The sequence below is a fragment of the Pseudomonas sp. S4_EA_1b genome (assembly GCF_016307435.1).
Classification (GTDB): Bacteria; Pseudomonadota; Gammaproteobacteria; order Pseudomonadales; family Pseudomonadaceae; genus Aquipseudomonas; species Aquipseudomonas rhodesiae.
Genome location: NZ_JAEILC010000133.1, coordinates 1 through 22,904, shown reverse-complemented (window position 1 = coordinate 22,904; position 22,904 = coordinate 1). Strand labels below are relative to the sequence as shown.

Genomic DNA, 22,904 nt, shown 5'->3' with positions numbered 1-22,904 from the left:
TTATGGCTGTGGGAGGGGCTTGCCGCCTCCCACAGAGGATGGGTGCCGGGCTTAGAAAGCGTCGCCGGGGATGCGTACGAAACCTTCCATCAACACCCGCGCACTGCGGCTCATGATGGCTTTCTTCACCACCCATTCACCGTTCACTTGAGTGGCCTCGGCGCCAACGCGCAAGGTGCCGGACGGATGCCCGAAACGCACGGCGTTGCGCTCGACACCCCCGGCCGCCAGGTTGACCAGCGTCCCGGAGATTGCCGCCGCAGTGCCGATCGCTACCGCCGCGGTGCCCATCATGGCGTGGTGCAACTTGCCCATGGACAGGGCGCGCACCAGCAGGTCGACATCGCCGGCCTTGATTGCCTTGCCGCTGGACGCCACGTAATCGGCGGGCTTGGCCACAAACGCGACCTTCGGCGTGTGCTGACGCTGGGCGGCTTCGTCCAGATGCTTGATCAAGCCCATGCGCAAGGCGCCATGGGCGCGCACGGTCTCGAACATCGCCAGGGCCTTGGGGTCGCTGTTGATCGCGCCTTGCAGTTCGGTGCCGGTGTAGCCGAGGTCTTCGGCGTTGATAAAAATCGTCGGGATGCCGGCGTTGATCAGCGTGGCTTTGAACGTGCCCACACCCGGCACCTCCAGCTCGTCCACCAGGTTGCCGGTGGGGAACATCGAGCCGCCGCCGCCCTCTTCTTCCGCCGCCGGGTCCATGAATTCCAACTGCACTTCGGCGGCCGGGAAGGTCACGCCGTCCAACTCGAAGTCGCCGGTTTCCTGGACCGCGCCGTCGGTGATCGGCACATGGGCAATGATGGTTTTGCCGATATTGGCCTGCCAGATGCGCACCACGGCCACGCCATCTCGCGGCACGCGGGCCGGGTCCACCTGGCCGGCGCTGATGGCGAACGAGCCCACCGCCGCCGACAGATTGCCGCAGTTACCGCTCCAGTCCACAAAGGGCTTGTCGATGGAGACCTGGCCGAACAGATAGTCCACGTCGTGCTCGGGGCGAGTGCTTTTGGCCAGGATCACGGTTTTGCTGGTGCTCGACGTGGCGCCGCCCATGCCGTCGATCTGTTTGTCGTAGGGGTCGGGGCTGCCGATCACCCGCAGCAACAAGGCGTCGCGTGCGGCCCCCGGCACCTGCGCCGACGCGGGCAAGTCCTTAAGGCTGAAAAAAACGCCCTTGCTGGTGCCGCCACGCATATAGGTGGCGGGGATTTTGATTTGCGGTGCGTGTGCCATGTTCATCCTCTTCAGGCGGTCGCCGCCGATTCCAGGAAGTCCTGGGCAAAACGTTGCAACACGCCGCCCGCTTCGTAGATCGACACTTCTTCGGCAGTGTCCAGGCGGCAGGTCACCGGCACTTCGACACGTTCGCCATTCTTGCGATTGATCACCAGGGTCAATTGCGCGCGCGGGGTGCGGGCGCCGACCACGTCATAGGTTTCGCTGCCGTCGATCTGCAAGGTATGGCGGTTGGTGCCCGGCAGGAACTCCAGCGGCAACACGCCCATGCCCACCAGGTTGGTGCGGTGAATACGCTCGAAGCCTTCGGCGGCAATCGCTTCCACACCGGCCAGACGCACGCCCTTGGCCGCCCAGTCACGGGACGAGCCCTGACCGTAATCGGCGCCGGCGATGATGATCAACGGCTGCTTGCGCTCCATGTAGGTTTCGATGGCTTCCCACATCCGCGTGACCTTGCCTTCCGGTTCGATGCGCGCCAGGGAGCCCTGCTTGACCTTGCCGTTCTCGACGACCATTTCGTTGAACAGTTTCGGGTTGGCGAAAGTGGCGCGCTGCGCGGTCAGGTGGTCGCCACGGTGCGTGGCGTAGGAGTTGAAGTCCACTTCCGGCAAGCCCATTTTCGCCAGGTATTCGCCGGCGGCGCTGTCGAGCATGATCGCGTTGGAAGGCGACAGGTGATCGGTGGTGATGTTGTCCGGCAGCACCGCCAGCGGGCGCATGCCCTTGAGCGGCCGCGCCCCGGCCAGCGCGCCCTCCCAGTACGGCGGACGGCGGATATAGGTACTTTGCGGGCGCCAGTCGTACAGCGGCGCGACTTTCGGGCCGGTGTCCTCGTGCACCGCGAACATCGGGATATACACGGCGCGGAACTGCTCCGGCTTGACCGACGCCTGAACCACCGCGTCGATTTCCTCATCGCTTGGCCAGATGTCCTGCAGGCGGATTTCCTTGCCATGGGCGTCGTGGCCGAGCACGTCCTTTTCGATATCGAAACGGATGGTGCCAGCAATCGCGTAGGCCACCACCAACGGCGGCGACGCGAGAAACGCCTGCTTGGCGTACGGGTGAATACGCCCATCGAAGTTGCGGTTGCCCGACAGCACGGCGGTGGCGTACAGGTCGCGGTCGATGATTTCCTGCTGGATCACCGGGTCCAGCGCGCCGGACATGCCATTGCAGGTAGTGCAGGCAAACGCCACCACGCCAAAACCGAGTTTTTCCAGTTCATGGCCCAGGCCGGCTTCTTCCAGGTACATGGCCACGGTTTTCGAACCCGGTGCCAGGGACGATTTGACCCACGGCTTGCGTGTCAGCCCCAGTTTGTTGGCATTGCGCGCCAGCAAGCCGGCGGCGATCACGTTGCGCGGGTTGCTGGTGTTGGTGCAGCTGGTGATGGCGGCAATGATCACGGCGCCGTCGGGCATTTGACCGGGCACTTCGTCCCATTGGCCGCTGATGCCTTTGGAGGCCAGGTCGCGGGTGGCGACGCGAGCGTGGGGGTTGCTCGGGCCGGCCATATTGCGCACGACGCTGGAGAGGTCGAAGGTCAGGCCGCGCTCGTATTGCGCGCCCTTGAGATCGTCGGCCCACAACCCTGTGTGACGCGCGTACTGCTCGACCAGCGCGACCTGTTGGTCTTCACGCCCGGTGAGTTTGAGGTACGCGATGGTCTGTTGATCGATGTAGAACATCGCCGCGGTGGCGCCGTACTCCGGGGCCATGTTGGAGATGGTCGCGCGGTCGCCGAGGGTCAGTTTGGACGCGCCCTCACCGAAGAATTCCAGCCAGGCGCCAACCACTTTCTGTTGGCGCAGGAACTCAGTCAGCGCCAGCACCATATCGGTGGCGGTGATGCCCGGTTGCAGCTTGCCGGTCAGCTCCACGCCCACGCTTTCCGGCAGGCGCATCCATGAGGCGCGGCCAAGCATCACGCTCTCGGCTTCCAGGCCGCCGACGCCGATGGCGATCACACCCAGGGCATCCACATGGGGGGTATGGCTGTCGGTGCCGACGCAGGTATCGGGGAACGCCACCCCGTCGCGCACCTGGATCACCGGAGACATTTTCTCCAGGTTGATCTGGTGCATGATGCCGTTGCCCGGCGGGATCACGTCGACGTTCTTGAAAGCCTTCTTGGTCCACTCGATAAAGTGGAAACGGTCTTCGTTGCGACGGTCTTCGATGGCGCGGTTTTTCTCAAAAGCCTGCGGATCGGCACCGCCCGCTTCGACGGCCAGGGAGTGGTCGACGATCAACTGCGTCGGCACCACCGGATTGACCTGCGCCGGGTCGCCGCCTTGTTGGGCGATGGCATCGCGCAGGCCGGCGAGGTCCACCAGGGCGGTCTGACCGAGGATGTCATGGCACACAACACGTGCCGGGAACCACGGAAAGTCCAGGTCGCGCTTGCGCTCGATCAGTTGGCTCAGGGAGGCGTTGAGGGTGGCGGGGTCGCAGCGACGCACCAGGTTCTCGGCAAGCACACGAGAGGTATAAGGCAGCGTGGCATAGGCACCGGGACGAATGGCATCGACCGCCGCACGGGCATCGAAGTAATCCAGGCGACTGCCAGGGAGCGGTTTGCGAAATTCAGTGTTCATCGGTCAGGACTCGGTCACGGTGATTGCAAAAGGAAGACCTGCGCCGATCCAAAATTGAAATGCGACTTCAATGTGGAAGGGGCTTGCCCCTCCCACACTGGGTCCGGTTTCTACTTCGAGATCGTCGGTGTTCCCATTCAGCGACGTTCGATTGGCACGAACTTGCGCTGCTCGACGCCGATGTACTCGGCGCTCGGACGGATGATGCGGTTGTTGGCACGTTGTTCGAACACATGGGCGGCCCAGCCGGTCAGGCGCGAGCACACGAAGATCGGCGTGAACAGCTTGGTCGGGATGCCCATGAAGTGGTATGCCGAGGCATGGTAGAAGTCGGCGTTGGGGAACAGTTTCTTCTGCTCCCACATAGTCTTGTCGATGGCTTCGGACACCGGGAACAGCACGGTGTCGCCCACTTCATCGGCGAGTTTCTTCGCCCAGCCCTTGATCACTTCGTTACGCGGGTCGCTGTCTTTGTAGATCGCGTGGCCGAACCCCATGATCTTGTCTTTGCGCGCCAGCATGCCAAGGGTGCCTTCCACCGCTTCTTCGGCCGAGGCGAAGCGCTCGATCATTTCCATCGCCGCTTCGTTGGCGCCGCCGTGCAGCGGGCCGCGCAGGGAACCGATGGCGGCGGTGACGCAGGAATACAGGTCGGACAGGGTCGAGGCACAGACCCGCGCGGTGAAGGTCGAGGCGTTGAATTCATGCTCGGCGTAGAGGATCAACGACACGTTCATCACTTTGACGTGCAACTCGCTCGGCGTCTTGCCGTGCAGCAGGTGCAGGAAGTGGCCGCCGATACTCGGCTCGTCGCTCACGCAGTCGATGCGCTGGCCGTCGTGGCTGAAGCGGTACCAGTAGCACATGATCGCCGGGAAGGCAGCGAGCAGGCGGTCGGTGACATCGCGCTGGGCGCTGAAGTCTTTTTCCGGCTCGATATTGCCCAGGAACGAGCAACCGGTGCGCATCACATCCATCGGATGGGCGTCGGCGGGGATGCGTTCGAGCACTTCTTTGAGCGCCTGAGGCAGGTCGCGCAATTTGCTCAGCTTGGCACTGTAGGCCGCCAATTCGGTTTTGCTCGGCAGCTCGCCGTACAGCAGCAGGTAGGCGACCTCTTCGAATTGCGCGTCGGCGGCCAGTTCACGCACGTCGTAGCCGCGATAGGTCAAGCCGGCACCGGCCTGGCCCACGGTGGACAGTGCAGTCTGCCCGGCCACCTGACCACGCAGGCCGGCGCCACTCAATACTTTTGCTTCAGCCATGGTTCTTCTCCAATTTTGTAGTTATCTGGGAGGCGCTGCGCTTATTTCTTGGCGGCGAACAGCGCGTCGAGCTTCTGCTCGAAGGTGTGGTAGTCGATGCGATCGTAAAGCTCCATGCGGGTTTGCATGGTGTCGATCACATTCTGTTGAGTGCCGTCGCGACGGATCGCGGTGTACACGTTTTCGGCGGCCTTGTTCATGGCACGGAAGGCCGAGAGCGGGTACAGCACCAGGGAAACATCCGCAGATTTCAACTGTTCGGTGGTGTACAGCGGGGTCGCGCCGAATTCGGTGATATTGGCCAGGATCGGCGCTTTCACCCGCGCGGCGAACAGTTTGTACATCTCAAGCTCGGTGATTGCTTCCGGGAACACCATATCAGCGCCGGCTTCGATGCACGCTGCGGCACGCTCCAGAGCGGACTCCAGGCCCTCGACGGCCAGGGCATCGGTGCGCGCCATGATCACGAAGCTGTCATCGGTGCGCGCATCCACGGCAGCCTTGATGCGGTCGACCATTTCCTGTTGGGACACGATTTCTTTGTTCGGACGATGGCCGCAGCGCTTGGCGCCGACCTGGTCCTCGATATGGATGGCGGCCGCGCCGAACTTGATCATCGACTTGACGGTGCGCGCCACGTTGAACGCCGAGGAGCCGAAACCGGTGTCCACGTCCACCAGCAGCGGCAGGTCGCACACGTCGGTGATGCGGCGCACGTCGGTCAGCACGTCATCCAGGCCGGTGATGCCCAGGTCCGGCACGCCCAGGGAGCCGGCGGCCACCCCGCCGCCCGACAGGTAGATGGCCTTGAACCCCGCGCGCTTGGCCAGCAGCGCATGGTTGGCGTTGATCGTGCCGACCACCTGCAAGGGGTGCTCACTGGCCACCGCATCACGGAAACGCTGGCCTGGCGTGCTGTTATTGTTGGAACTCATGACTCACCTCGCTGAGTGGCTGTCTGGGTGGCGCCGTCGGGGAAATGACGGGCGATATTGCGCTTGGAGGCGCCGATATGCCGGCGCATCAATAATTCGGCCAGTTCGCCGTCGCGGTCGGCAATCGCATCCAGAATGCGATGGTGCTCGGCAAACGCCTGGCGTGGACGGTTAGGCGTGGCGGAAAACTGGATGCGGTACATGCGCACCAATTGGTACAGCTCGCCGCAGAGCATCTGGGTCAGGGTACGGTTGCCCGCGCCTTGAATGATGCGGTAATGGAAATCGAAGTCGCCTTCCTGCTGGTAATAGCCGACACCGGCCTGGAACGCCGCATCCCGCTCATGGGTATGCAGCACCTGGCGCAACTCTTCGATCTCGGCGTCGGTCATGCGCTCGGCGGCGAGGCGGCAGGCCATGCCTTCCAGGGATTCGCGGATTTCGTACAGCTCGATCAGCTCGGCATGGCTGAGCGAAACCACTCGCGCGCCTACATGGGGCACCCGCACCAGCAGGCGCTGGCCTTCCAGGCGATGGATCGCTTCACGTAGCGGGCCGCGGCTGATGCCATAGGTGCGCGCCAGTTCCGGCTCGGAGATCTTGCTGCCGGGGGCGATCTCACCTTTGACGATGGCGGCCTGGATACGCCGAAAGACGTTCTCCGACATTGTTTGGGAGTCGTCCGACGCCACCGTCGGAAGCTCTGCTTGAACCCGCATATTGTCGACACCTTTAAAACCAATGCGGCAAAAACTAGCCAATAGACCGCAGCTAGTCAAAGAATAAATGCACATTGTCGACAATCGTCTAATAACCTCCCTGCGATTGCGCACAACATGGCCGGCTGCCAGCGCTGGCGTCAGAAAAGCATCATGCTAGAATGCCCGCCGCCTTTGACTGACGTCTTTTGATGAAAGGGCGTACCAGAGATTGCGCAGTCATGCCAGTCGCCATGAATGAACATCGCACTGCACTGCCTCAGGATCTATGACACTCAAGCCCCTCCCCCTATTGTTTTGCCTGCTGGCCATCCCAAGCCTTGGCGCTGCCGCCGAGAAGACTGTGTATGGCCTCAACGAATACGCCCAACTGGCCGGCATCGACCTGGAAGTCGCCGCCAAACTGGACACCGGCGCCAAGACCGCCTCCCTCAGCGCCCGCGATATCAAACGCTTCAAGCGCAACGGTGAGTCTTGGGTGCGCTTTTACCTGGCGATCGACACCGCCCACTCCCACCCCATCGAACGCCCCCTGGCCCGGGTCAGCAAAATCAAGCGCCGCGCCGGTGACTACGACCCCGATGAGGACAAGAACTACACCGCCCGCCCGGTGATTGCCCTGGATATCTGCATGGGCACCGCTTTACGCAGCATCGAAGTGAACTTGACTGACCGCAGCGCTTTCCAATACCCGCTGCTGATCGGCTCCGAAGCACTCAAACGCTTTGATGCGCTGGTCGATCCCAGTCTTAAATATGCAGCAGGCAAACCCGCCTGCGCCGCCGACGCTCATACCGCCGAGTAACCCGAATGCGCTCTCTGACCCTGCACCTGAAAATCCTCATCACCCTTTTGGTGGTGCTGGGCATTTCGGTCACCGCCTACCAAATCTTCGTGCTGGGCATCCCCGTGACAGAAGACGCCACGGACGACCTGTGGAACATCGACGCCAAGGTAGAGTTCGTGGCCAGCCCCAAGGACCCGGTCAAGATCCAGATGTTCGTGCCGCCCCTGAGCCGCGACTTCGTCAGCCTCAACGAGAGTTTCATCTCCAATAACTACGGGGTCAGCGTCAACCGCATCGACGGCAACCGCAAGGTCACCTGGTCGGCGCGCCGGGCCAAGGGCAACCAGACCCTCTACTACCGTTTGGTGCTGACCAAGCGTTACAGCGGCGAAAAAACCAAGATCAAAGGCCCGACCTTCCGTGACAGCATCGCCGTGGAAGGCCCGGAGAAAATCGCCGCCGAAGCCCTGCTGGCGCCGATCCGCCAGCACTCGGCCGACGTCGAGACCTTTATCACCGAAGCCATCAAGCGCACCAACAACCTCAACGACGACAATGTGAAACTGCTGCTGGCAGGCGACCCGTCCACGCCGCACAAGGCCAAGATCGTCGAACTGTTGCTGTCCATCGCCCATGTGCCGGTGGAAAAGGTCCACACCATCCGCCTGGTCGCCGACCAGCCGCAAACCCCGGAACTGTGGCTGCGCAGCTTCAACGGCAACGACTGGCTGTACTTCAACCCGGAAACCGGCGAACAGGGCCTGCCCGCCGACCGCCTGCTGTGGTGGACCGGCGATGAAAACCTGATCACCGTCGATGGCGGCAAGAAAGCCATGGTCACCTTCAGCCTCAACAACAGCGAAATGAACGCCATTCGCCTGGCCAAGCTGACCGACGAGAACACCGACGCCAATTTCCTCGAATACTCGCTGTACGGCCTGCCGCTGCAGACCCAGCAGACCTTTATGATCATGGTGATGATCCCGATCGGCGTGCTGGTGATCCTGATCCTGCGCAACTTGATCGGCCTGCAGACCCTGGGCACCTTTACCCCGGTGCTGATCGCCCTGGCGTTCCGCGAAACACAGCTGGGCTTCGGGATTGTGCTGTTCACCATCATCACGGCGCTGGGGCTGTCCCTGCGTTCGTACCTGGAACACTTGAAACTGCAGATGTTGCCGCGCTTGTCGGTGGTGCTGACGTTCGTGGTGGTGTTGATCGCTGCGATCAGTCTGTTCAGCCACAAGCTGGGCCTGGAGCGCGGCTTGTCGGTGGCGCTGTTCCCGATGGTGATCCTGACCATGACCATTGAGCGTCTGTCGATCACCTGGGAAGAACGCGGCGCGAGCCATGCAATGAAAGTGGCGATCGGTACGCTGTTTGCCGCATCCCTTGCGCACATCATCATGAGCGTGCCGGAGCTGATCTACTTCGTATTTACCTTCCCGGCGATCCTGCTGATCCTGGTGGGCTTCATGCTGGCCATGGGTCGTTATCGCGGCTACCGCCTGACCGAACTGGTGCGGTTCAAGGCCTTCCTCAAGGCTGACTCGTAATGTTCGGCTTCTGGAAGACCTGGAAGGCCCTGGAGGCGCGGGGGATCATGGGCATCAACCGGCGTAACGCCGACTACGTGCTCAAGTACAACAAGCGCAGCCTGTACCCCATCGTGGATGACAAGATCATCACCAAGGAACGGGCGCTGGCGGCTGGCATTCATGTGCCGGAAATGTACGGGGTGATCTCCACCGAGAAGGAAATCGACAAGCTCGACGAGATCATCGGCGGGCGTAGCGATTTTGTAATCAAGCCGGCCCAGGGCGCCGGTGGTGACGGCATCCTGGTGGTGGCCGACCGCTTTGAAGGGCGCTACCGCACGGTGTCCGGCAAGATCATCAGCCACGAGGAAATCGAACATCAGATTTCCAGCATTCTTACCGGCCTGTACTCCCTGGGCGGCCACCGCGACCGCGCGCTGATCGAATACCGCGTGGTGCCCGACCAGATCTTCAAGAGCATCAGCTATGAAGGCGTGCCGGATATCCGCATCATCGTGCTGATGGGTTACCCGGTAATGGCCATGCTACGGCTGCCGACCCGGCAGTCCGGCGGCAAGGCCAACCTGCACCAGGGCGCAATCGGCGTGGGTGTCGACCTCGCCACCGGCCTGACCCTGCGTGGCACCTGGCTGAACAACATCATCACCAAACACCCGGACACCACCAACGCGGTGGATGGCGTGCAACTGCCCAACTGGGACGGCTTCATGAAGCTCGCAGCGGGCTGCTACGAACTGTGTGGGCTGGGCTATATCGGTGTCGACATGGTGCTCGACCAGGAGAAAGGCCCGCTGATCCTGGAGCTGAACGCGCGGCCGGGGCTGAACATCCAGATCGCCAACGACTGCGGCCTGACCTTGCGCACCCATGCGGTAGAAGCGCGCCTGGAAGAACTCAAGGCTGCCGGCGTGACAGAAACCGTGGAAGAGCGGGTGAAGTTCGTGCAGGCAATGTTCGGGCATATTCCCCCGGTGGAAGGCTGATCCGAACGCTCCATCTGTCTATCCCCGACATCCCCCCTAGGAGCAAATCCTACGGGGGACTACAATCCCCTCCCCCCGCTCCCTGGCTGATCCACCCCGCATGTCGACCTGCACCGTTTACCCGCTGCCCTACCGGGCCAACCCCGCCGAGTATTTCGCGGCGATTCGCCACGCGCCCGGCGCGGTACTGCTCGACAGCGGCCGCCCGGCTGCGGACCGCGGCCGCTATGACCTGCTCAGCGCTTGGCCGCAAGCCACGTTGACGGTTTCGCCTGATGAAAGCGGCAGCGATTTCCTGCAACGCTTGCGGGAAAACCTCGCGCTGTTGGGTAAGGCAGAGCTTCCGGCCGGATATGAGCTGCCGTTCGCCGGCGGTTTGATCGGTTACCTGAGTTACGACTTCGGCCGGCATTTGGAGCAAATGCCGCACCTGGCGGTGGACGATCTGCATCTGCCGGACGCGCGTTTCGGCCTGTACGCCTGGGCGCTGGTCAGTGATCACCAGGCGCAGACCAGCCAACTGGTGTTCCACCCCACGCTGGCCGACAGCGAGCGACAGCGCCTGATCGCGCTGTTCAACTCATTACCCAAGGCTGCTGCGGCCACCTTTGCCTTGCAGGGGCCGATGACACCGGACATCAGCGCCGAGGCCTATCGCCAGGCCATCGTGCGTATCCATGACTATATCCAGGCCGGTGACTGCTACCAGGTCAACTTCGCCCAGCGCTTTCGCGCGCCGTGCAGCGGCGATCCCTGGGCGGCTTACTGCGCGCTGCGCGAAGCCTGCCCGACGCCGTTTTCCGGGTTCCAGAGCCTGCCCGACCACGGCGCGGTGCTGAGCCTGTCGCCGGAGCGTTTCGTACACATCAGCGCGCGCCGGGTCGAAACCCGCCCGATCAAAGGCACCCGCCCGCGCGGCCTGACACCCGAAGAAGATGCCGCCCACGCCGCCGAACTGCTGAGCAGCCCCAAGGACCGCGCGGAAAACCTGATGATCGTCGACCTGCTGCGCAACGACCTGGGCCGCACCTGCCGCACCGGCTCGGTCAGCGTGCCGGAATTGTTCAGCCTGGAAAGCTACCCCAACGTGCATCACTTGGTCAGCAGCGTCATCGGCACCCTCGCCGACGACAAGGACGCCCTGGACCTGATCGCCGGCAGCTTCCCCGGCGGCTCCATCACCGGCGCACCGAAAATCCGCGCGATGCAAATCATCGACGAACTGGAACCGACCCGGCGCGGCCTGTACTGCGGCTCGCTGATGTACCTGGACGTACGCGGCGAGATGGACAGCTCGATTGCCATCCGCAGCCTGTTGGTCAAGGACGGGCAAGTGTGCTGCTGGGGCGGCGGCGGGATCGTCGCGGACTCGCAGTGGGAAGCGGAGTATCAGGAATCGTTGACCAAGGTGCGGGTGTTGTTGCGGACGTTGGAAGGGTTGTAGGTGCTGGAAAGTTCATCGGGGCAAGCCCCCTCTCTCCTGGACCTGCTGCATTCAGGTGGGAGGGGGCTTGCCCCCGATTGGGCCTTCAGCCGCGCTGCAAAGCTTTAAAGACTCAACGACCGATTCGACGCCTTGATAAATTCCTGCTTCAACGCCTCGAACGTATGCACCGCCGGAAACTGCGGGAATTCGCGGATCACATTGTCCGGCGCATGGAACAAGATCCCCTGGTCAGCCTCGCCCAGCATGCTGGTGTCGTTGTAGGAATCGCCGGCGGCGATCACGCGGTAGTACAGGCTCTTGAAGGCCAGGACCGACTGACGCTTGGGGTCTTTCTGGCGCAGTTGGTAACTCACCACGCGGTCTGTCTCGTCGGTGATGAGGCGGTGGCACAGCAACGTCGGGAAGCCCAGCTGGCGCATCAGCGGTTGGGAAAATTCGTAGAAGGTGTCGGACAGAATCACCACCTGAAAGCGCTCGCGCAGCCAGTTGACGAACTCGACGGCGCCGTCCAGCGGCTTGAGGGTGGCGATCACGGCCTGGATGTCGGCAAGCTTCAGACCGTGTTCGTCAAGGATGCGCAGGCGCTGTTTCATCAGCACGTCGTAGTCGGGAATGTCCCGCGTGGTGGCCCGCAAGGCTTCGATACCGGTTTTTTCGGCGAAGGCGATCCAGATTTCCGGCACCAGCACCCCTTCCAGGTCAAGACAGGCAATTTCCACAAGACACTCCATTTGGATGTTATTGGTTGAGCGAGCAAAAGGCCTGCCGAACTCTAGCGATTCAAGCCCGAAGCCGCAACGCAGGGCGGATTTTGATACCATCGCCCACCTATAGAGCGCTCAGCGCCACTGACCTGCAGGAACCGTGCTGATGAACCAAGCCTTCGATGTCGCTGAACTCGCCGCGACCTATGCCAACAAATCCGCCCAGGACATCCTCAAACTGGCATTCAGCCAGTTTGGCGACGACCTGTGGATCTCTTTCAGCGGCGCCGAGGATGTGGTGCTGGTGGACATGGCCTGGAAGCTGAACAAGAACGTCAAAGTGTTCAGCCTCGATACCGGCCGCCTGCACCCGGAGACCTACCGGTTTATCGAGCAGGTACGTGAGTTCTACAAGATCGACATCGAACTGATCTCGCCGGATCAGAGCAAGCTGGAACCCTTCGTCAAGGAAAAGGGCCTGTTCAGTTTTTATAAGGACGGCCACGGCGAATGCTGCGGCATCCGCAAGATCGAACCGCTGCGGCGCAAGCTCGCCGGTGTAAGCGCTTGGGCCACCGGCCAGCGTCGCGACCAGAGCCCCGGCACTCGCAGCCAGGTGGCGGTGCTGGAGATCGACACAGCGTTCTCCACGCCAGAGCGCACCTTGTACAAGTTCAACCCCCTGGCGCAGATGAGCAGCGAGGAAATCTGGGGTTATATCCGCATGCTGGAGCTGCCGTACAACAGCTTGCACGAGCGCGGTTTTATCAGCATCGGCTGCGAGCCGTGCACCCGCCCGGTGCTACCGAACCAGCACGAACGCGAAGGGCGTTGGTGGTGGGAAGAAGCCACGCAAAAAGAATGCGGGCTGCACGCCGGGAATATCATCAGCACAGCCTAAGGGCTGACGCAGTTAAATAGGTGGGAGGGGGCTTGCCCCCGATAACGGTGGATCAGCCAGCTCAGTGGTGACTGACACTGGGCTATCGGGGGCAAGCCCCCTCCCACATTTGTTTTGAGTTTGACCTCTAGATGTACACACACCTGTAACCATAGGTGCCATTTATGTGTGCAATCCTCATAAATTCGCACCATAACGTAACACCTCCTCCGCATCATCCTGCGTACTGGCGAATAGCCCCTCTTCAACAGAAAAATAAATAGCTGTTCAAACGGTCAATTTATATTGCTTTGAATTCAGCCAGTTATTTACCTCACCTCTAAAAACGAAATTACCTACAGTTTTGATATGCCAAAAACTGGCACGCATGTGGCTTAAGGTGAAAAGTGATTTGTATACAATTAATACAAAACCTACATACACTTTGCCATCCGCGGCGTTGCTGCAGATGCCTTGGAGCCTGCCGGAATGCGTACAAGCCTCTCGAATAACATCGCACTGGATCTGCCCTCCTCCGCCCTGAATAACCAAGCCCCAGATCCTGGCCCGCTCGTACTAAGCCCACGCCTGCACAACAAGGACCTGGCGCCGACCAAGGCGCAAGGTCGCCGTTGGGGGCGCTACAGCATCTTTGCGCTGTGGACCAATGACGTGCATAACATCGCCAACTATTCATTCGCGATCGGCCTATACGCCTTGGGCCTGGGCGGTTGGCAGATTCTGCTGTCCTTGGGGATCGGCGCGGCGCTGGTGTACTTCTTCATGAACCTGTCGGGGTATATGGGGCAAAAAACCGGCGTGCCGTTTCCGGTGATCAGCCGCATCAGCTTCGGCATCCACGGGGCGCAGATTCCAGCGCTGATCCGCGCGGTGATCGCGATTGCCTGGTTCGGTATCCAGACCTACCTGGCCTCGGTGGTTTTCCGCGTATTGCTTACGGCGATTCACCCAGGCTTTGCCGACTACGACCACAACTCGATCCTCGGCCTGTCCACCCTGGGCTGGGTGTGTTTCGTGGCGATCTGGTTCGTGCAGCTGGTGATCCTGGCCTACGGCATGGAAATGGTGCGGCGCTATGAAGGGTTCGCAGGCCCCGTGATATTGCTGACCATGGCCGCGCTGGCCGGTTGGATGTACTTCCAAGTGGACGGCCATATTGCCTGGTCGGTGCGGGAGCCGCTGAGCGGCGGTGAGATGTGGCGCAATATCTTTGCCGGCGGCGCGCTGTGGCTGGCGATCTACGGCACGCTGATCCTCAACTTCTGCGACTTCGCCCGTTCCTCGCCGTGCCGCAAAACCATCGTGATCGGCAACTTCTGGGGCCTGCCGGTAAATATCCTAGTGTTCGCCGCCATCACCGTGCTGCTGTGCGGCGGGCAGTTTCAACTCAATGGGCGCGTGATCGAGAGCCCCACCGAGATCATCGCAGCGATCCCCAACACCGTGTTCCTGGTGCTCGGTTGCCTGGCGTTCCTGATCGTGACCGTGGCGGTGAATATCATGGCCAACTTTGTGGCGCCGGCCTTTGTGCTGAGCAACCTGGCGCCCAAGTACCTGAACTTCCGCCGCGCCGGGCTGATCAGCGCCACCGTGGCGGTGCTGATCCTGCCGTGGAACCTCTACAACAGCCCGCTGGTGATCGTGTACTTCCTCTCGGGCCTGGGCGCACTGCTGGGGCCGTTGTACGGCGTGATCATGGTCGATTACTGGCTGATCCGAAAAAGCCAGGTGAACGTACCGCAGCTCTACAGCGAAGACCCGCAAGGCGCTTATTACTACAGCCGCGGGGTCAATTTGCGTGCGGTGGCGGCGTTTATTCCGGCGGCGGTGATCGCCATTCTGCTGGCCCTGCTGCCAGGGTTCGCCAGCGTCTCGCCCTTTTCCTGGTTGTTTGGCGCCGGTATTGCAGGGCTGCTGTACCGGCTGATCGCCAAGCGCCAGCCTTTCTATGCCGATGTCAGCGGCGAAAGCATTGCAGTCGATAACGTCAGTCATTAATCAAGGACACCCCATGCGCATCCTCGTGGTCAACGTCAACACCACCGCTTCCATCACCGACACCATTGCCGAGCAGGCGCGGGCCGTGGCCGCACCGGGCACTGAGATTGTCGGGCTCACCCCGTATTTCGGCGCCGAATCGGTGGAAGGCAATTTCGAAAGCTACCTGGCCGCCATCGCCGTGATGGACCGCGTGATGGCATACGACCAGCCGTTCGATGCGGTCATCCAGGCCGGCTACGGCGAACATGGGCGCGAAGGCCTGCAGGAGTTGCTCGACGTGCCGGTGGTGGATATCACCGAAGCGGCCGCCAGCACCGCAATGTTCCTTGGCCATGCCTACTCGGTGGTCACCACTCTGGATCGCACCGTGCCGTTGATCGAAGACCGCCTGAAGCTCGCCGGCCTCTATGCGCGCTGCGCCTCGGTACGCGCCAGTGGCATGGCCGTGCTGGAACTGGAAGAAAACCCGTTGGCCGCTATGGAAGCCATCGTGCGCCAGGCCGAACTGGCCATCCACGAGGACAAGGCCGAAGTGATCTGCCTCGGTTGCGGCGGCATGGCCGGGCTGGATGAGCAGATTCGCCAGCGTACCGGCGTGCCGGTGGTGGACGGCGTAACGGCGGCCGTGACCATTGCCGAATCGCTGGTACGCCTTGGGTTGTCGACCTCGAAGATCAGGACCTATGCCACGCCAAGGCCGAAGAAAGTGATCGGTTGGCCGGGGATGTCCGGGCGCTAGGGCCGCGCTTCGATTAAACCGCGCTAAAGCGCTGCCCCAGGCGCTGCTCGGCAAACTGCTCGATGATGAAATCCACAAATGCCCGGGTCTTGCCGGGCAGCAGCTTGTGCTCGGCGTAGTAGATGGAAATATTGCCGTCGTCCACATACCACTCAGGCAGCACCCGTACCACCGCGCCACTGTCCAGAAACGGCACGGCCATGGGCATGCTCACCAGCGCAATGCCCAGGCCCTGGGCGCTGGCGCAGCAGGCGGCTTCGGAGTCGCTCAAGGTCATGCGCGGTTTGAGCGTCAAGGGGCGTTGCTCGCGGTCGGGACCGGTCAATTGCCAGGTGCGCACGCGGCCGGTTTGCGGCGAGCGGATCAGGATACCCAGGCAACGCCCCAGGTCTTCGGGCCCCTGCACCGGCGGGCGTTTGGCCAGGTAATCCGGCGACGCCACCAACACCCGATGAGCCGGCGCCAGTTTGCGCGCCACCACGCCCTGGGGCAGTTCGAAGCCACCACCGATGGCCGCATCGAAGCCTTGGCCGATCAGGTCCACCTGGCGATTATCGAAGTGCCAGTCCGGGCTGATATCCGGGTAGCGCTCAGTGAATTGCCCCAGCAGCGGCATCACATAACGATTACCGAACACCGTGCCCATGCTCACCTTGAGTGTGCCAGCCGGCCGCCCCTCGGCGCTGGCCAGGTTGGCCACGGCGTTCTGGATGGTGATAAGGCTTGCGCTGACTTCATCGAGGAACAGCTTGCCGGCTTCGGTGAGGGTCAGGCGCCGCGTGCTGCGCTGAAACAGGCGCACGCCGAGGCGCGCTTCAAGCTTGGCCACGCTTTTGCCCACCGCCGCCGGGGTCAGGCTCAAGTGCCGCGCAGCCTCGGCAAAGCTGCCGCCTTCGGCGCTGCGCACAAAGCATTCGATACTGCCAAAGCTTTCCATACCGCCTCACCCTAAACTTTTGGTTTACACAGACTATAGCAATCACGGTCTACCGGCCTGGGTGAGGCAGGTCGATACTTGGCTGCAACAACAGGGCATACCGCCTTGAACAGACAGGAGATCGACATGACTGCACACAACCTGACCGGCAAAGTCGCCTTGATTCAAGGCGGTTCCCGCGGCATCGGCGCCGCCATCGTCCAGCGTCTGGCCGCCCAAGGGGCCGCCGTTGCCTTTACATACGTCAGCTCGGCGACCAAGGCTGAGGCGTTGCAAAACAGCGTGATCAGCGCAGGCGGCCAAGCTGTGGCCATCCACGCCGACAGCGCCGACGCCACCGCGATCCGCAACGCCGTCAGCGCCACCGTCAAGGCGTTCGGTCGCCTGGATATCCTGGTGAACAACGCCGGCGTGCTGGCCATTGCGCCGCTGGAAGACTTCAAGCTGGAGGACTTCGACCAGACCCTGGCGATCAACGTGCGCAGCGTATTTATTGCCACTCAAGAAGCCGCCAAGCACATGAGCGAAGGCGGCCGTGTGATCAATATCGGCAGCACCAACGCCGAGCGCATGCCCTTCGGCGGCGGCGGACCGTATGCCATGAGCAAGGCCGCGCTGGTGGGGTTGACCAAAGGTTTGGCACGGGACCTGGGGCCGCGCGGTATCACCATCAACAACGTGCAACCCGGCCCGGTGGACACCGACATGAACCCAGCCGACAGCGATTTTGCCAAGAGCTTGGTCGGCTTGATGGCCATTGGGCGGTACGGGCATGTGGAGGAGATTGCCAGTTTTGTGGCGTATCTGGCGGGGCCAGAGGCCGGATATATCACCGGTGCCAGCCTGACTATCGACGGTGGTTTCAGCGCCTGAGCCAACAGGGAAGGGGCAAGCCCCCTTCCCTGTTTTGGCCGTGCGTGATCAGGACATCGGCGGTAAGCCATACGCCGCCAGATCAAAGTCCGCGAGTTTGCGGATGATCTGGTCGGCGTGGTGGTACTTGCTGTCGGCCATGGCTTCATCGGGCACAGCGATGGCGGTCATTTGCGCAGCCTTTGCCGCGGTCACGCCGAACGGCGAATCTTCGAACACCAGGCAATCCTTGGGTTCGACCCCCAGACGGCGTGCGGCGGTGAGGAAAATGTCCGGCGCGGGCTTAGCGGCACCGACTTCCGGGTCATCGGCGGTAACGATGGTGTCGAACAACGCAAACCACTCGCGGTGCAAGGTGGTCTTGTGGCCGAACGAATTGCGCGAGGAACTGGTGCCCACGGCAATCGGGATGTTGTGCGCCTTCAAATGCCGAACCAGCGCTTCGGCGCCGGGCATGCCCAATGCCTTGGGAAAACGCTCGCTCATCAACGGTTCGCGGATGCGCAGAAATTCGGCCGGGGTGATCGGCAATTCCAGCGCCTTGACCACATACTCGGCCAGGTCCTGGGCACCCCGCCCGATAATGTGCTGCTTGATCCCCCAGTCATAAGAACGGCCGTAGCGCTCGGCAATGATCTGCGTGACTTCGGTGTAGATGCCTTCGGTGTCCAGCAACAATCCGTCCATATCGAAAATCACAGCCTTGATCGGGACAGCGGTACGCGGTGCATTCATCACAACGGATCCTTGGGGGAAGGACTAAAAGGTTTCAGCACAATAGCGGTCACATTGACCTGCGGGCAACCCTTTGGGCGAGGTTGATCCTGCGTCGCGGACAGGATCGCGACAGCTTGGCTGGTGAAGAATCAGTATCCCTCACGCCGTTCACAGAGGCCGCCATGTCCGAAGCCTTCGAAGTCCCCAGCCCCCACGAAAAACATATCGAACACACCACCGAACATGCCCACGCCCGAGGGGATAGTTTCGCCAGCCGCATCGCCGTGATGACCGCGTTAATGGCCACCCTCGGCGCCATGCTCAGCTACCAGGCCGGTTCCACCGAGAGTGAAGCGGCGATGGACAAGAACAACGCCGCGATCATCAAGACCGAAGCCGCCAACCAGTGGAATTACTACCAGGCCAAGTCCAGCCGACAAAACCTGGCGGAGCTGGCCACCCATATCCCCGGCGTGGATGCTGCGCATTATCGGGAAGAGATCGAACGCTACAAAAGCCAGAAGGAGGCCGTGCGCCAACAGGCAGAAAAACTTGAAGCCACCTCACGGGAGTGGGATGAAAAATCTGAACAGGCGCTGCATCGGCACCACCGCTGGGCCCAGGCGATGACTGCGATTCAGATCGCGATTTCGTTGGCGGCAATTACCTTGTTGACGAGGAAGGAGTGGTTGAAGCGACTTTCGTATACGGCCGCAGGCGTGGCCATGGTGCTGGGCGGGCTGGCGTGGCTGCATGTTTAGCCGCGCGGCGTGAACGAGCCTAATCGTTCAGATTCGTTTCAATTCGTCTATGCAGCGATTACAGTACGCGCCCCCAGGAATTGAATCTTGGGCTTTAGACCATGGAGTTACACAGTGAAGTACGTCAGCAAAGTAGTTGCAGCCGCAGTACTCGGTTTCGCCCTGGCCGGCTGCACCGGCACCGCCATCAAATCCCCACAGTACGACAGCAACCAATACACCGTGCTGGGTCACAGTGAAGCCAGCGCCACCGGCATCATGCTGTTCGGCGTGATCCCGATCGGTCAGAACAGCCGTTTCGTCCGCGCACAAGAAGCGGCCATCAAGGCAAAAGGCGGCGACGCTCTGATCAACACCCAAGTGCAGGAAAAATGGTTCTGGGCCTGGGTGCTCAGCGGTTACACCACCAAGATCTCCGGTGATGTGGTCAAGCTGAAAACCGCGCAGTAAATCCCTCGGGCGTTCCCCTGCGCCCGCGACGTATCATGGGCTGACCCTCCGAGGATGGCCCATGAACCTCAGCATCGTTTATGCCCTCTGCGCCGCCGCCCTGTTCGGCGCCAGCACCCCGCTCGCAAAACACTTCGGCCTGGGCCTCTCGCCCATTCTGCTGGCCGGCCTGCTATACCTCGGCAGTGGCCTCGGCCTCGGCGTGGTGCGCCTGATCCGCGATCGCGGCTGGCAGCACAGCGGGCTGACACCCCATGAATGGCCCTGGTTGCTCGGCGCCATTCTCTTCGGCGGCATCCTCGGCCCCGTCGCCCTTATGTACGGCCTGACCCGCACCGCCGGCGCAACGGCCTCGTTGATGCTCAACCTGGAATCGGTGCTCACCGCCGTGATCGCCTGGCTGGTGTTCCGAGAAAACGCCGACCGCCGTATCGTCCTGGGGATGATCGCGATTGTGCTGGGCGGTGTGGTGTTGTCCTGGTCGGACGGCGCCGGCGCCAGTCGCGACTGGACCGGGCCGCTGGCAGTTGCGCTGGCCTGCCTGTGCTGGGGCATCGATAACAACCTGACGCGCAAGGTTTCCGCTTCGGACGCAGTATTTATCGCCGGCATCAAAGGTTTGATCGCCGGGCTGGTGAATACCGGCCTGGCCGTTTACCTCGGCGCGCAATGGCCGGCCACAGCTCAACTGATGCCAATCCTGCTGGTGGGCTTCCTCGGCTACGGCATCAGCCTCGTCCTGTTTGTACTGGCCCTGCGCGGCCTGGGCAGCGCACGCACCGGGGCGTATTTCTCCACCGCCCCTTTTCTCGGCGCCGCCCTGGCGGTACTGGCGATGGGCGAGTCGGTGTCGATCGCGTTCTGGGTGGCCTCGGCGTTAATGGCGGTAGGCGTGTGGCTGCACCTGACCGAACGCCACGCCCATGAACATCAGCACGAAGCCACGCAACACGGGCACCGGCATGTGCATGACGAACATCATCAGCATGAACATGCGTTTGATTGGGACCCCAATCAGCCACACAGCCATGTGCACGTGCACAGCCCGATCAAGCATAGCCACGCGCATTTTCCGGATGTGCATCATCGCCACAGGCATTGAGGGCCCAATGGCGTGACGGCTGGTCGCAGTTCAGTCCGGCACCTGCTCAACCACCACGCGATTGCGGCCGCTTTGCTTGGCTTGGTATAGCAGTTGATCAGCTCTCTCAAGGACGGCCGATATCGACTCGACCTCAGGACGCCACAGCGCCACCCCCATTGAGACGGTGATACGCCCGACCGTCTCGATGCTGGCCGCCTCGATTGAGGCGCGCAGCCGCTCAGCGACATCGGCCGCTATTTGCAGCGAACTGCCCGGCAATAACAAGACGAATTCCTCTCCCCCCACCCTGCAAGGCATGTCGTTGGCGCGTGAGTTCTGCTGCATGAGTTCGGCAATGGCGCGCAGCGTTTCATCCCCCACACCGTGGCCGAACGTATCGTTGACGTGCTTGAAATGATCGATGTCGACCGAAACCACGGCAAACGCTTTGCCTGTCTCCTGCCACAACGCCAGAACGTCCTGCATGGCCCGGCGGTTGGCCAGCCCCGTCAGCGCATCCGTATGGGCCTGATGATTGAGCTTGCCGATCTTTTCCTGCAACAGGGTCGCGCCCAGCAACAGCGCTCGGCGGATCTGCCAACTTTCGAAATAACGCGCAGGCACTGCGCTGATGCGCGCGTAGCTGTCAGGCATGTCCAGCCGTTTGGCACAGTCGGCCAGCCGCGATAATGGGGCCGAGATCCTTGCGCCCAACCACCAGATCAGAACGATCCCGAACAGCGCCAACGGGGCTATACCTTGAGCGACTTTGGTCATCGTCCGGCGCAGAACTGCCTGGATATTCTCCAAGGGCTGCTGCGAGATCACCCCCCAACCGCTGCTGGGCACCCGAGCGAAACCGGCGAGCATTTGCACATCGTACTCATCCTTAGCCTGTAAGGTGCCTGAGACCTCGCGGAGCGATGCGCTGGCGATCAGGTCCGTGCCCCTGACACTGCCTATCTGCGCAGGATCGCTGTGATAGAGCACCTGGCGCGCAGCGTCGACCAAGTAGAAATGCGCGCCATCCTTGCGCACATTCGTGTCCATGAGGGCTTGAAGGGTGTTGCTCTGCTCCAACCGGATAGTGCCGCCGATCAAGCCCAGATACTCTCCGCCCGTACCGAATATGGGTTGAGAGATAAACACCACCAAATTGCCGGAGATCGACCTGAAGGCGTTGCTGATTTTCGGCGTGCGCAGCGTCAAAGGTTCTTTGTGCTGCAACGTGCGGCCATTGAGTTGAAGGTTTTCAGGCGCGGAAGCAATGATGGTACCGTCCGCGCTGGCGACCAGTACGGAGTTGAAACTGGCGTCCTGCTCAAATAAGCGCTTGGCCTCACGGCTCAAAGCACTTTTGTCGCCAAACGCTTTGCCAATACCCGCTGCACCATATTTCAATTTATCGAGATCGGCGTCCAATACCTGCTCGACACTGCGGGCGATACGGGCGGCGTAGTTTTTATTGACGTCCAGCGCCCCTTCAATGAGTTCCTGCTTCTGGATCTTGAACATGACCCAGAAACTGTTGACCAGGGTCGCAACAGCAGAAAGCAGTACAAAAATAAGAATCAAACTACGAAGGTTGAGCGTGGGCTTCGGTCGAGTGGTCATCTACACAATCCGGGCAAGGCAGAGGTTGTATAACGAACAAGATAACGTATGAGTCGCCCCGCACAGGTAGCCAGACCGATTCGAAGTGAATACCGGCAAGAATGCGGGCATCTCAAGCCGAGCTTGGCGCCCATCAGGCACTTGAGGCATCAAGGGCTTGCGGGGTTTGAGTGACTGCATGCGAGGGCACGGCGCAGCCTGCCAAGCCCTGTATTTAAGAACGCCAGAAACCACAAACCCCCGGATCTTGTTAAGAAACCGGGGGTTTGTGTTTGTAGAATGTGGCGGTGAAGGAGAGATTCGAAAGTACCCGCACCCTCGATCGGCAGGGGGAGGCCACGGAATACAAGGGCTCCAGCGGTGCCTGTTGCCCGAAAGCATTCCCACGCCATTCCCACCAGCATCTGCATGCACCTCAGCACGCGTGCGCATCACACGTGTAGGGGGCTGAAATTCGAAATCTTGAGGGGGGACAAAAAAAGAGTAACATAAGTAATCTTGACCGATTTTCAAGCTCAACATATTGATTTTAAAGGATTTTATGTATAGTCCAAAAGGTAACCTTTAAGTATTATTGAAT

Annotated in this window: 20 protein-coding genes; 11 read left to right on the top strand and 9 right to left on the bottom strand. The window is 61.3% G+C overall.

Annotated elements, in window-relative coordinates; all coding sequences use genetic code 11:
- Nucleotides 1-51: 51 nt before the first annotated feature.
- The 5 genes from prpF to YA0848_RS31275 form a co-directional block, all read right to left on the bottom strand.
- Nucleotides 52-1,242: a 2-methylaconitate cis-trans isomerase PrpF gene (gene prpF / locus YA0848_RS31295; protein WP_169902493.1), complete on the bottom strand. Its 1,191-nt coding sequence runs from the start codon at nt 1,240-1,242 to the stop codon at nt 52-54.
- Between the two features lie 11 nt (nt 1,243-1,253).
- Entirely contained in the window at nt 1,254-3,848 is a 2,595-nt protein-coding gene (gene acnD, locus YA0848_RS31290; RefSeq protein ID WP_034099730.1) for a Fe/S-dependent 2-methylisocitrate dehydratase AcnD, read from the bottom strand.
- Nucleotides 3,849-3,985: 137 nt separating this feature from the next.
- Entirely contained in the window at nt 3,986-5,113 is a 1,128-nt protein-coding gene (gene prpC / locus YA0848_RS31285) for a bifunctional 2-methylcitrate synthase/citrate synthase (RefSeq protein WP_034099731.1), read from the bottom strand.
- 41 nt (nt 5,114-5,154) lie between these two features.
- Entirely contained in the window at nt 5,155-6,048 is an 894-nt protein-coding gene (gene prpB, locus YA0848_RS31280; RefSeq protein ID WP_034099732.1) for a methylisocitrate lyase, read from the bottom strand.
- Nucleotides 6,045-6,767, bottom strand: a complete 723-nt coding sequence (locus tag YA0848_RS31275; protein ID WP_034099733.1) for a GntR family transcriptional regulator — start codon at nt 6,765-6,767, stop codon at nt 6,045-6,047. Before YA0848_RS31275 ends, prpB begins: the two co-directional genes overlap by 4 nt.
- 268 nt (nt 6,768-7,035) lie before the next feature.
- Here YA0848_RS31275 and rloA point away from each other — a divergent pair, with 268 nt between their 5' ends.
- From rloA to pabB, 4 genes are all read left to right on the top strand, one after another.
- Nucleotides 7,036-7,572: a retropepsin-like aspartic peptidase RloA gene (gene rloA, locus YA0848_RS31270; RefSeq protein ID WP_034099734.1), complete on the top strand. Its 537-nt coding sequence runs from the start codon at nt 7,036-7,038 to the stop codon at nt 7,570-7,572.
- A 5-nt stretch (nt 7,573-7,577) separates the two neighbouring features.
- Complete coding sequence (gene rloB, locus YA0848_RS31265) at nt 7,578-9,110, top strand: osmotic stress tolerance membrane protein RloB (protein WP_034099735.1); 1,533 nt, start codon at nt 7,578-7,580, stop codon at nt 9,108-9,110.
- On the top strand, nt 9,110-10,096 hold the full coding sequence (locus YA0848_RS31260; protein WP_034099736.1) for an alpha-L-glutamate ligase-like protein: 987 nt from the start codon (nt 9,110-9,112) through the stop codon (nt 10,094-10,096). The genes rloB and YA0848_RS31260 overlap by 1 nt, the downstream gene beginning before the upstream one ends.
- Nucleotides 10,097-10,196: 100 nt before the next feature.
- Entirely contained in the window at nt 10,197-11,540 is a 1,344-nt protein-coding gene (pabB, locus tag YA0848_RS31255; RefSeq protein WP_123478839.1) for an aminodeoxychorismate synthase component I, read from the top strand.
- A 104-nt stretch (nt 11,541-11,644) separates the two neighbouring features.
- On the opposite strand, the gene thrH is transcribed toward pabB, so the two are convergent.
- Nucleotides 11,645-12,262: a bifunctional phosphoserine phosphatase/homoserine phosphotransferase ThrH gene (thrH, locus tag YA0848_RS31250; RefSeq protein WP_034114837.1), complete on the bottom strand. Its 618-nt coding sequence runs from the start codon at nt 12,260-12,262 to the stop codon at nt 11,645-11,647.
- Between the two features lie 151 nt (nt 12,263-12,413).
- Here thrH and YA0848_RS31245 point away from each other — a divergent pair, with 151 nt between their 5' ends.
- From YA0848_RS31245 to YA0848_RS31235, 3 genes are all read left to right on the top strand, one after another.
- Complete coding sequence (locus YA0848_RS31245; protein WP_184315809.1) at nt 12,414-13,148, top strand: phosphoadenylyl-sulfate reductase; 735 nt, start codon at nt 12,414-12,416, stop codon at nt 13,146-13,148.
- A gap of 468 nt (nt 13,149-13,616) precedes the next feature.
- Nucleotides 13,617-15,146, top strand: coding sequence for an NCS1 family nucleobase:cation symporter-1 (locus YA0848_RS31240; RefSeq protein ID WP_169902494.1), 1,530 nt, complete (start codon nt 13,617-13,619; stop codon nt 15,144-15,146).
- Between the two features lie 13 nt (nt 15,147-15,159).
- The gene (locus YA0848_RS31235; protein WP_099312247.1) at nt 15,160-15,888 is read left to right on the top strand and encodes an aspartate/glutamate racemase family protein; all 729 of its coding nucleotides are present in this window, start codon (nt 15,160-15,162) and stop codon (nt 15,886-15,888) included.
- A gap of 13 nt (nt 15,889-15,901) precedes the next feature.
- Here the strand turns inward: YA0848_RS31235 and YA0848_RS31230 are convergent, their stop codons facing one another.
- The gene (locus YA0848_RS31230; RefSeq protein WP_169868641.1) at nt 15,902-16,825 is read right to left on the bottom strand and encodes a LysR family transcriptional regulator; all 924 of its coding nucleotides are present in this window, start codon (nt 16,823-16,825) and stop codon (nt 15,902-15,904) included.
- Between the two features lie 126 nt (nt 16,826-16,951).
- Here YA0848_RS31230 and YA0848_RS31225 point away from each other — a divergent pair, with 126 nt between their 5' ends.
- The gene (locus YA0848_RS31225; RefSeq protein WP_169902495.1) at nt 16,952-17,698 is read left to right on the top strand and encodes a 3-oxoacyl-ACP reductase family protein; all 747 of its coding nucleotides are present in this window, start codon (nt 16,952-16,954) and stop codon (nt 17,696-17,698) included.
- A gap of 48 nt (nt 17,699-17,746) precedes the next feature.
- On the opposite strand, the gene YA0848_RS31220 is transcribed toward YA0848_RS31225, so the two are convergent.
- Nucleotides 17,747-18,433 (bottom strand): HAD-IA family hydrolase, encoded by a 687-nt coding sequence (locus YA0848_RS31220; protein WP_034099744.1) that lies wholly within the window; start codon nt 18,431-18,433, stop codon nt 17,747-17,749.
- 164 nt (nt 18,434-18,597) lie between these two features.
- Between YA0848_RS31220 and YA0848_RS31215 the strand changes: the two genes are divergently transcribed.
- The 3 genes from YA0848_RS31215 to YA0848_RS31205 all read left to right on the top strand — a co-directional run bounded on the left by YA0848_RS31215 (nt 18,598) and on the right by YA0848_RS31205 (nt 20,728).
- The gene (locus YA0848_RS31215) at nt 18,598-19,176 is read left to right on the top strand and encodes a DUF4337 domain-containing protein (protein WP_034114842.1); all 579 of its coding nucleotides are present in this window, start codon (nt 18,598-18,600) and stop codon (nt 19,174-19,176) included.
- Nucleotides 19,177-19,290: 114 nt separating this feature from the next.
- Nucleotides 19,291-19,626: a hypothetical protein gene (locus YA0848_RS31210; RefSeq protein ID WP_034099746.1), complete on the top strand. Its 336-nt coding sequence runs from the start codon at nt 19,291-19,293 to the stop codon at nt 19,624-19,626.
- Between the two features lie 61 nt (nt 19,627-19,687).
- Complete coding sequence (locus YA0848_RS31205) at nt 19,688-20,728, top strand: DMT family transporter (RefSeq protein ID WP_169902496.1); 1,041 nt, start codon at nt 19,688-19,690, stop codon at nt 20,726-20,728.
- A 30-nt stretch (nt 20,729-20,758) separates the two neighbouring features.
- Here the strand turns inward: YA0848_RS31205 and YA0848_RS31200 are convergent, their stop codons facing one another.
- Nucleotides 20,759-22,324 carry a sensor domain-containing diguanylate cyclase gene (locus tag YA0848_RS31200; protein ID WP_198712342.1) on the bottom strand — a complete coding sequence of 522 codons (1,566 nt, stop codon included), beginning with the start codon at nt 22,322-22,324 and terminating at the stop codon, nt 20,759-20,761.
- Nucleotides 22,325-22,904 lie beyond the last annotated feature (580 nt).

Coding starts and splice junctions, on each gene's coding strand:
- YA0848_RS31235 (WP_099312247.1), top strand. CDS start 15,160: ATGCGCATCCTCGTGGTCAACGTCAACACCACCGCTTCCATCACCGAC.
- prpB (WP_034099732.1), bottom strand. CDS start 6,048: ATGAGTTCCAACAATAACAGCACGCCAGGCCAGCGTTTCCGTGATGCG.
- YA0848_RS31245 (WP_184315809.1), top strand. CDS start 12,414: ATGAACCAAGCCTTCGATGTCGCTGAACTCGCCGCGACCTATGCCAAC.
- YA0848_RS31220 (WP_034099744.1), bottom strand. CDS start 18,433: ATGAATGCACCGCGTACCGCTGTCCCGATCAAGGCTGTGATTTTCGAT.
- prpF (WP_169902493.1), bottom strand. CDS start 1,242: ATGGCACACGCACCGCAAATCAAAATCCCCGCCACCTATATGCGTGGC.
- YA0848_RS31240 (WP_169902494.1), top strand. CDS start 13,617: ATGCGTACAAGCCTCTCGAATAACATCGCACTGGATCTGCCCTCCTCC.
- YA0848_RS31225 (WP_169902495.1), top strand. CDS start 16,952: ATGACTGCACACAACCTGACCGGCAAAGTCGCCTTGATTCAAGGCGGT.
- YA0848_RS31230 (WP_169868641.1), bottom strand. CDS start 16,825: ATGGAAAGCTTTGGCAGTATCGAATGCTTTGTGCGCAGCGCCGAAGGC.
- YA0848_RS31200 (WP_198712342.1), bottom strand. CDS start 22,324: ATGACCACTCGACCGAAGCCCACGCTCAACCTTCGTAGTTTGATTCTT.
- rloA (WP_034099734.1), top strand. CDS start 7,036: ATGACACTCAAGCCCCTCCCCCTATTGTTTTGCCTGCTGGCCATCCCA.
- YA0848_RS31275 (WP_034099733.1), bottom strand. CDS start 6,767: ATGCGGGTTCAAGCAGAGCTTCCGACGGTGGCGTCGGACGACTCCCAA.
- YA0848_RS31205 (WP_169902496.1), top strand. CDS start 19,688: ATGAACCTCAGCATCGTTTATGCCCTCTGCGCCGCCGCCCTGTTCGGC.
- pabB (WP_123478839.1), top strand. CDS start 10,197: ATGTCGACCTGCACCGTTTACCCGCTGCCCTACCGGGCCAACCCCGCC.
- rloB (WP_034099735.1), top strand. CDS start 7,578: ATGCGCTCTCTGACCCTGCACCTGAAAATCCTCATCACCCTTTTGGTG.
- YA0848_RS31215 (WP_034114842.1), top strand. CDS start 18,598: ATGTCCGAAGCCTTCGAAGTCCCCAGCCCCCACGAAAAACATATCGAA.
- acnD (WP_034099730.1), bottom strand. CDS start 3,848: ATGAACACTGAATTTCGCAAACCGCTCCCTGGCAGTCGCCTGGATTAC.
- prpC (WP_034099731.1), bottom strand. CDS start 5,113: ATGGCTGAAGCAAAAGTATTGAGTGGCGCCGGCCTGCGTGGTCAGGTG.
- YA0848_RS31260 (WP_034099736.1), top strand. CDS start 9,110: ATGTTCGGCTTCTGGAAGACCTGGAAGGCCCTGGAGGCGCGGGGGATC.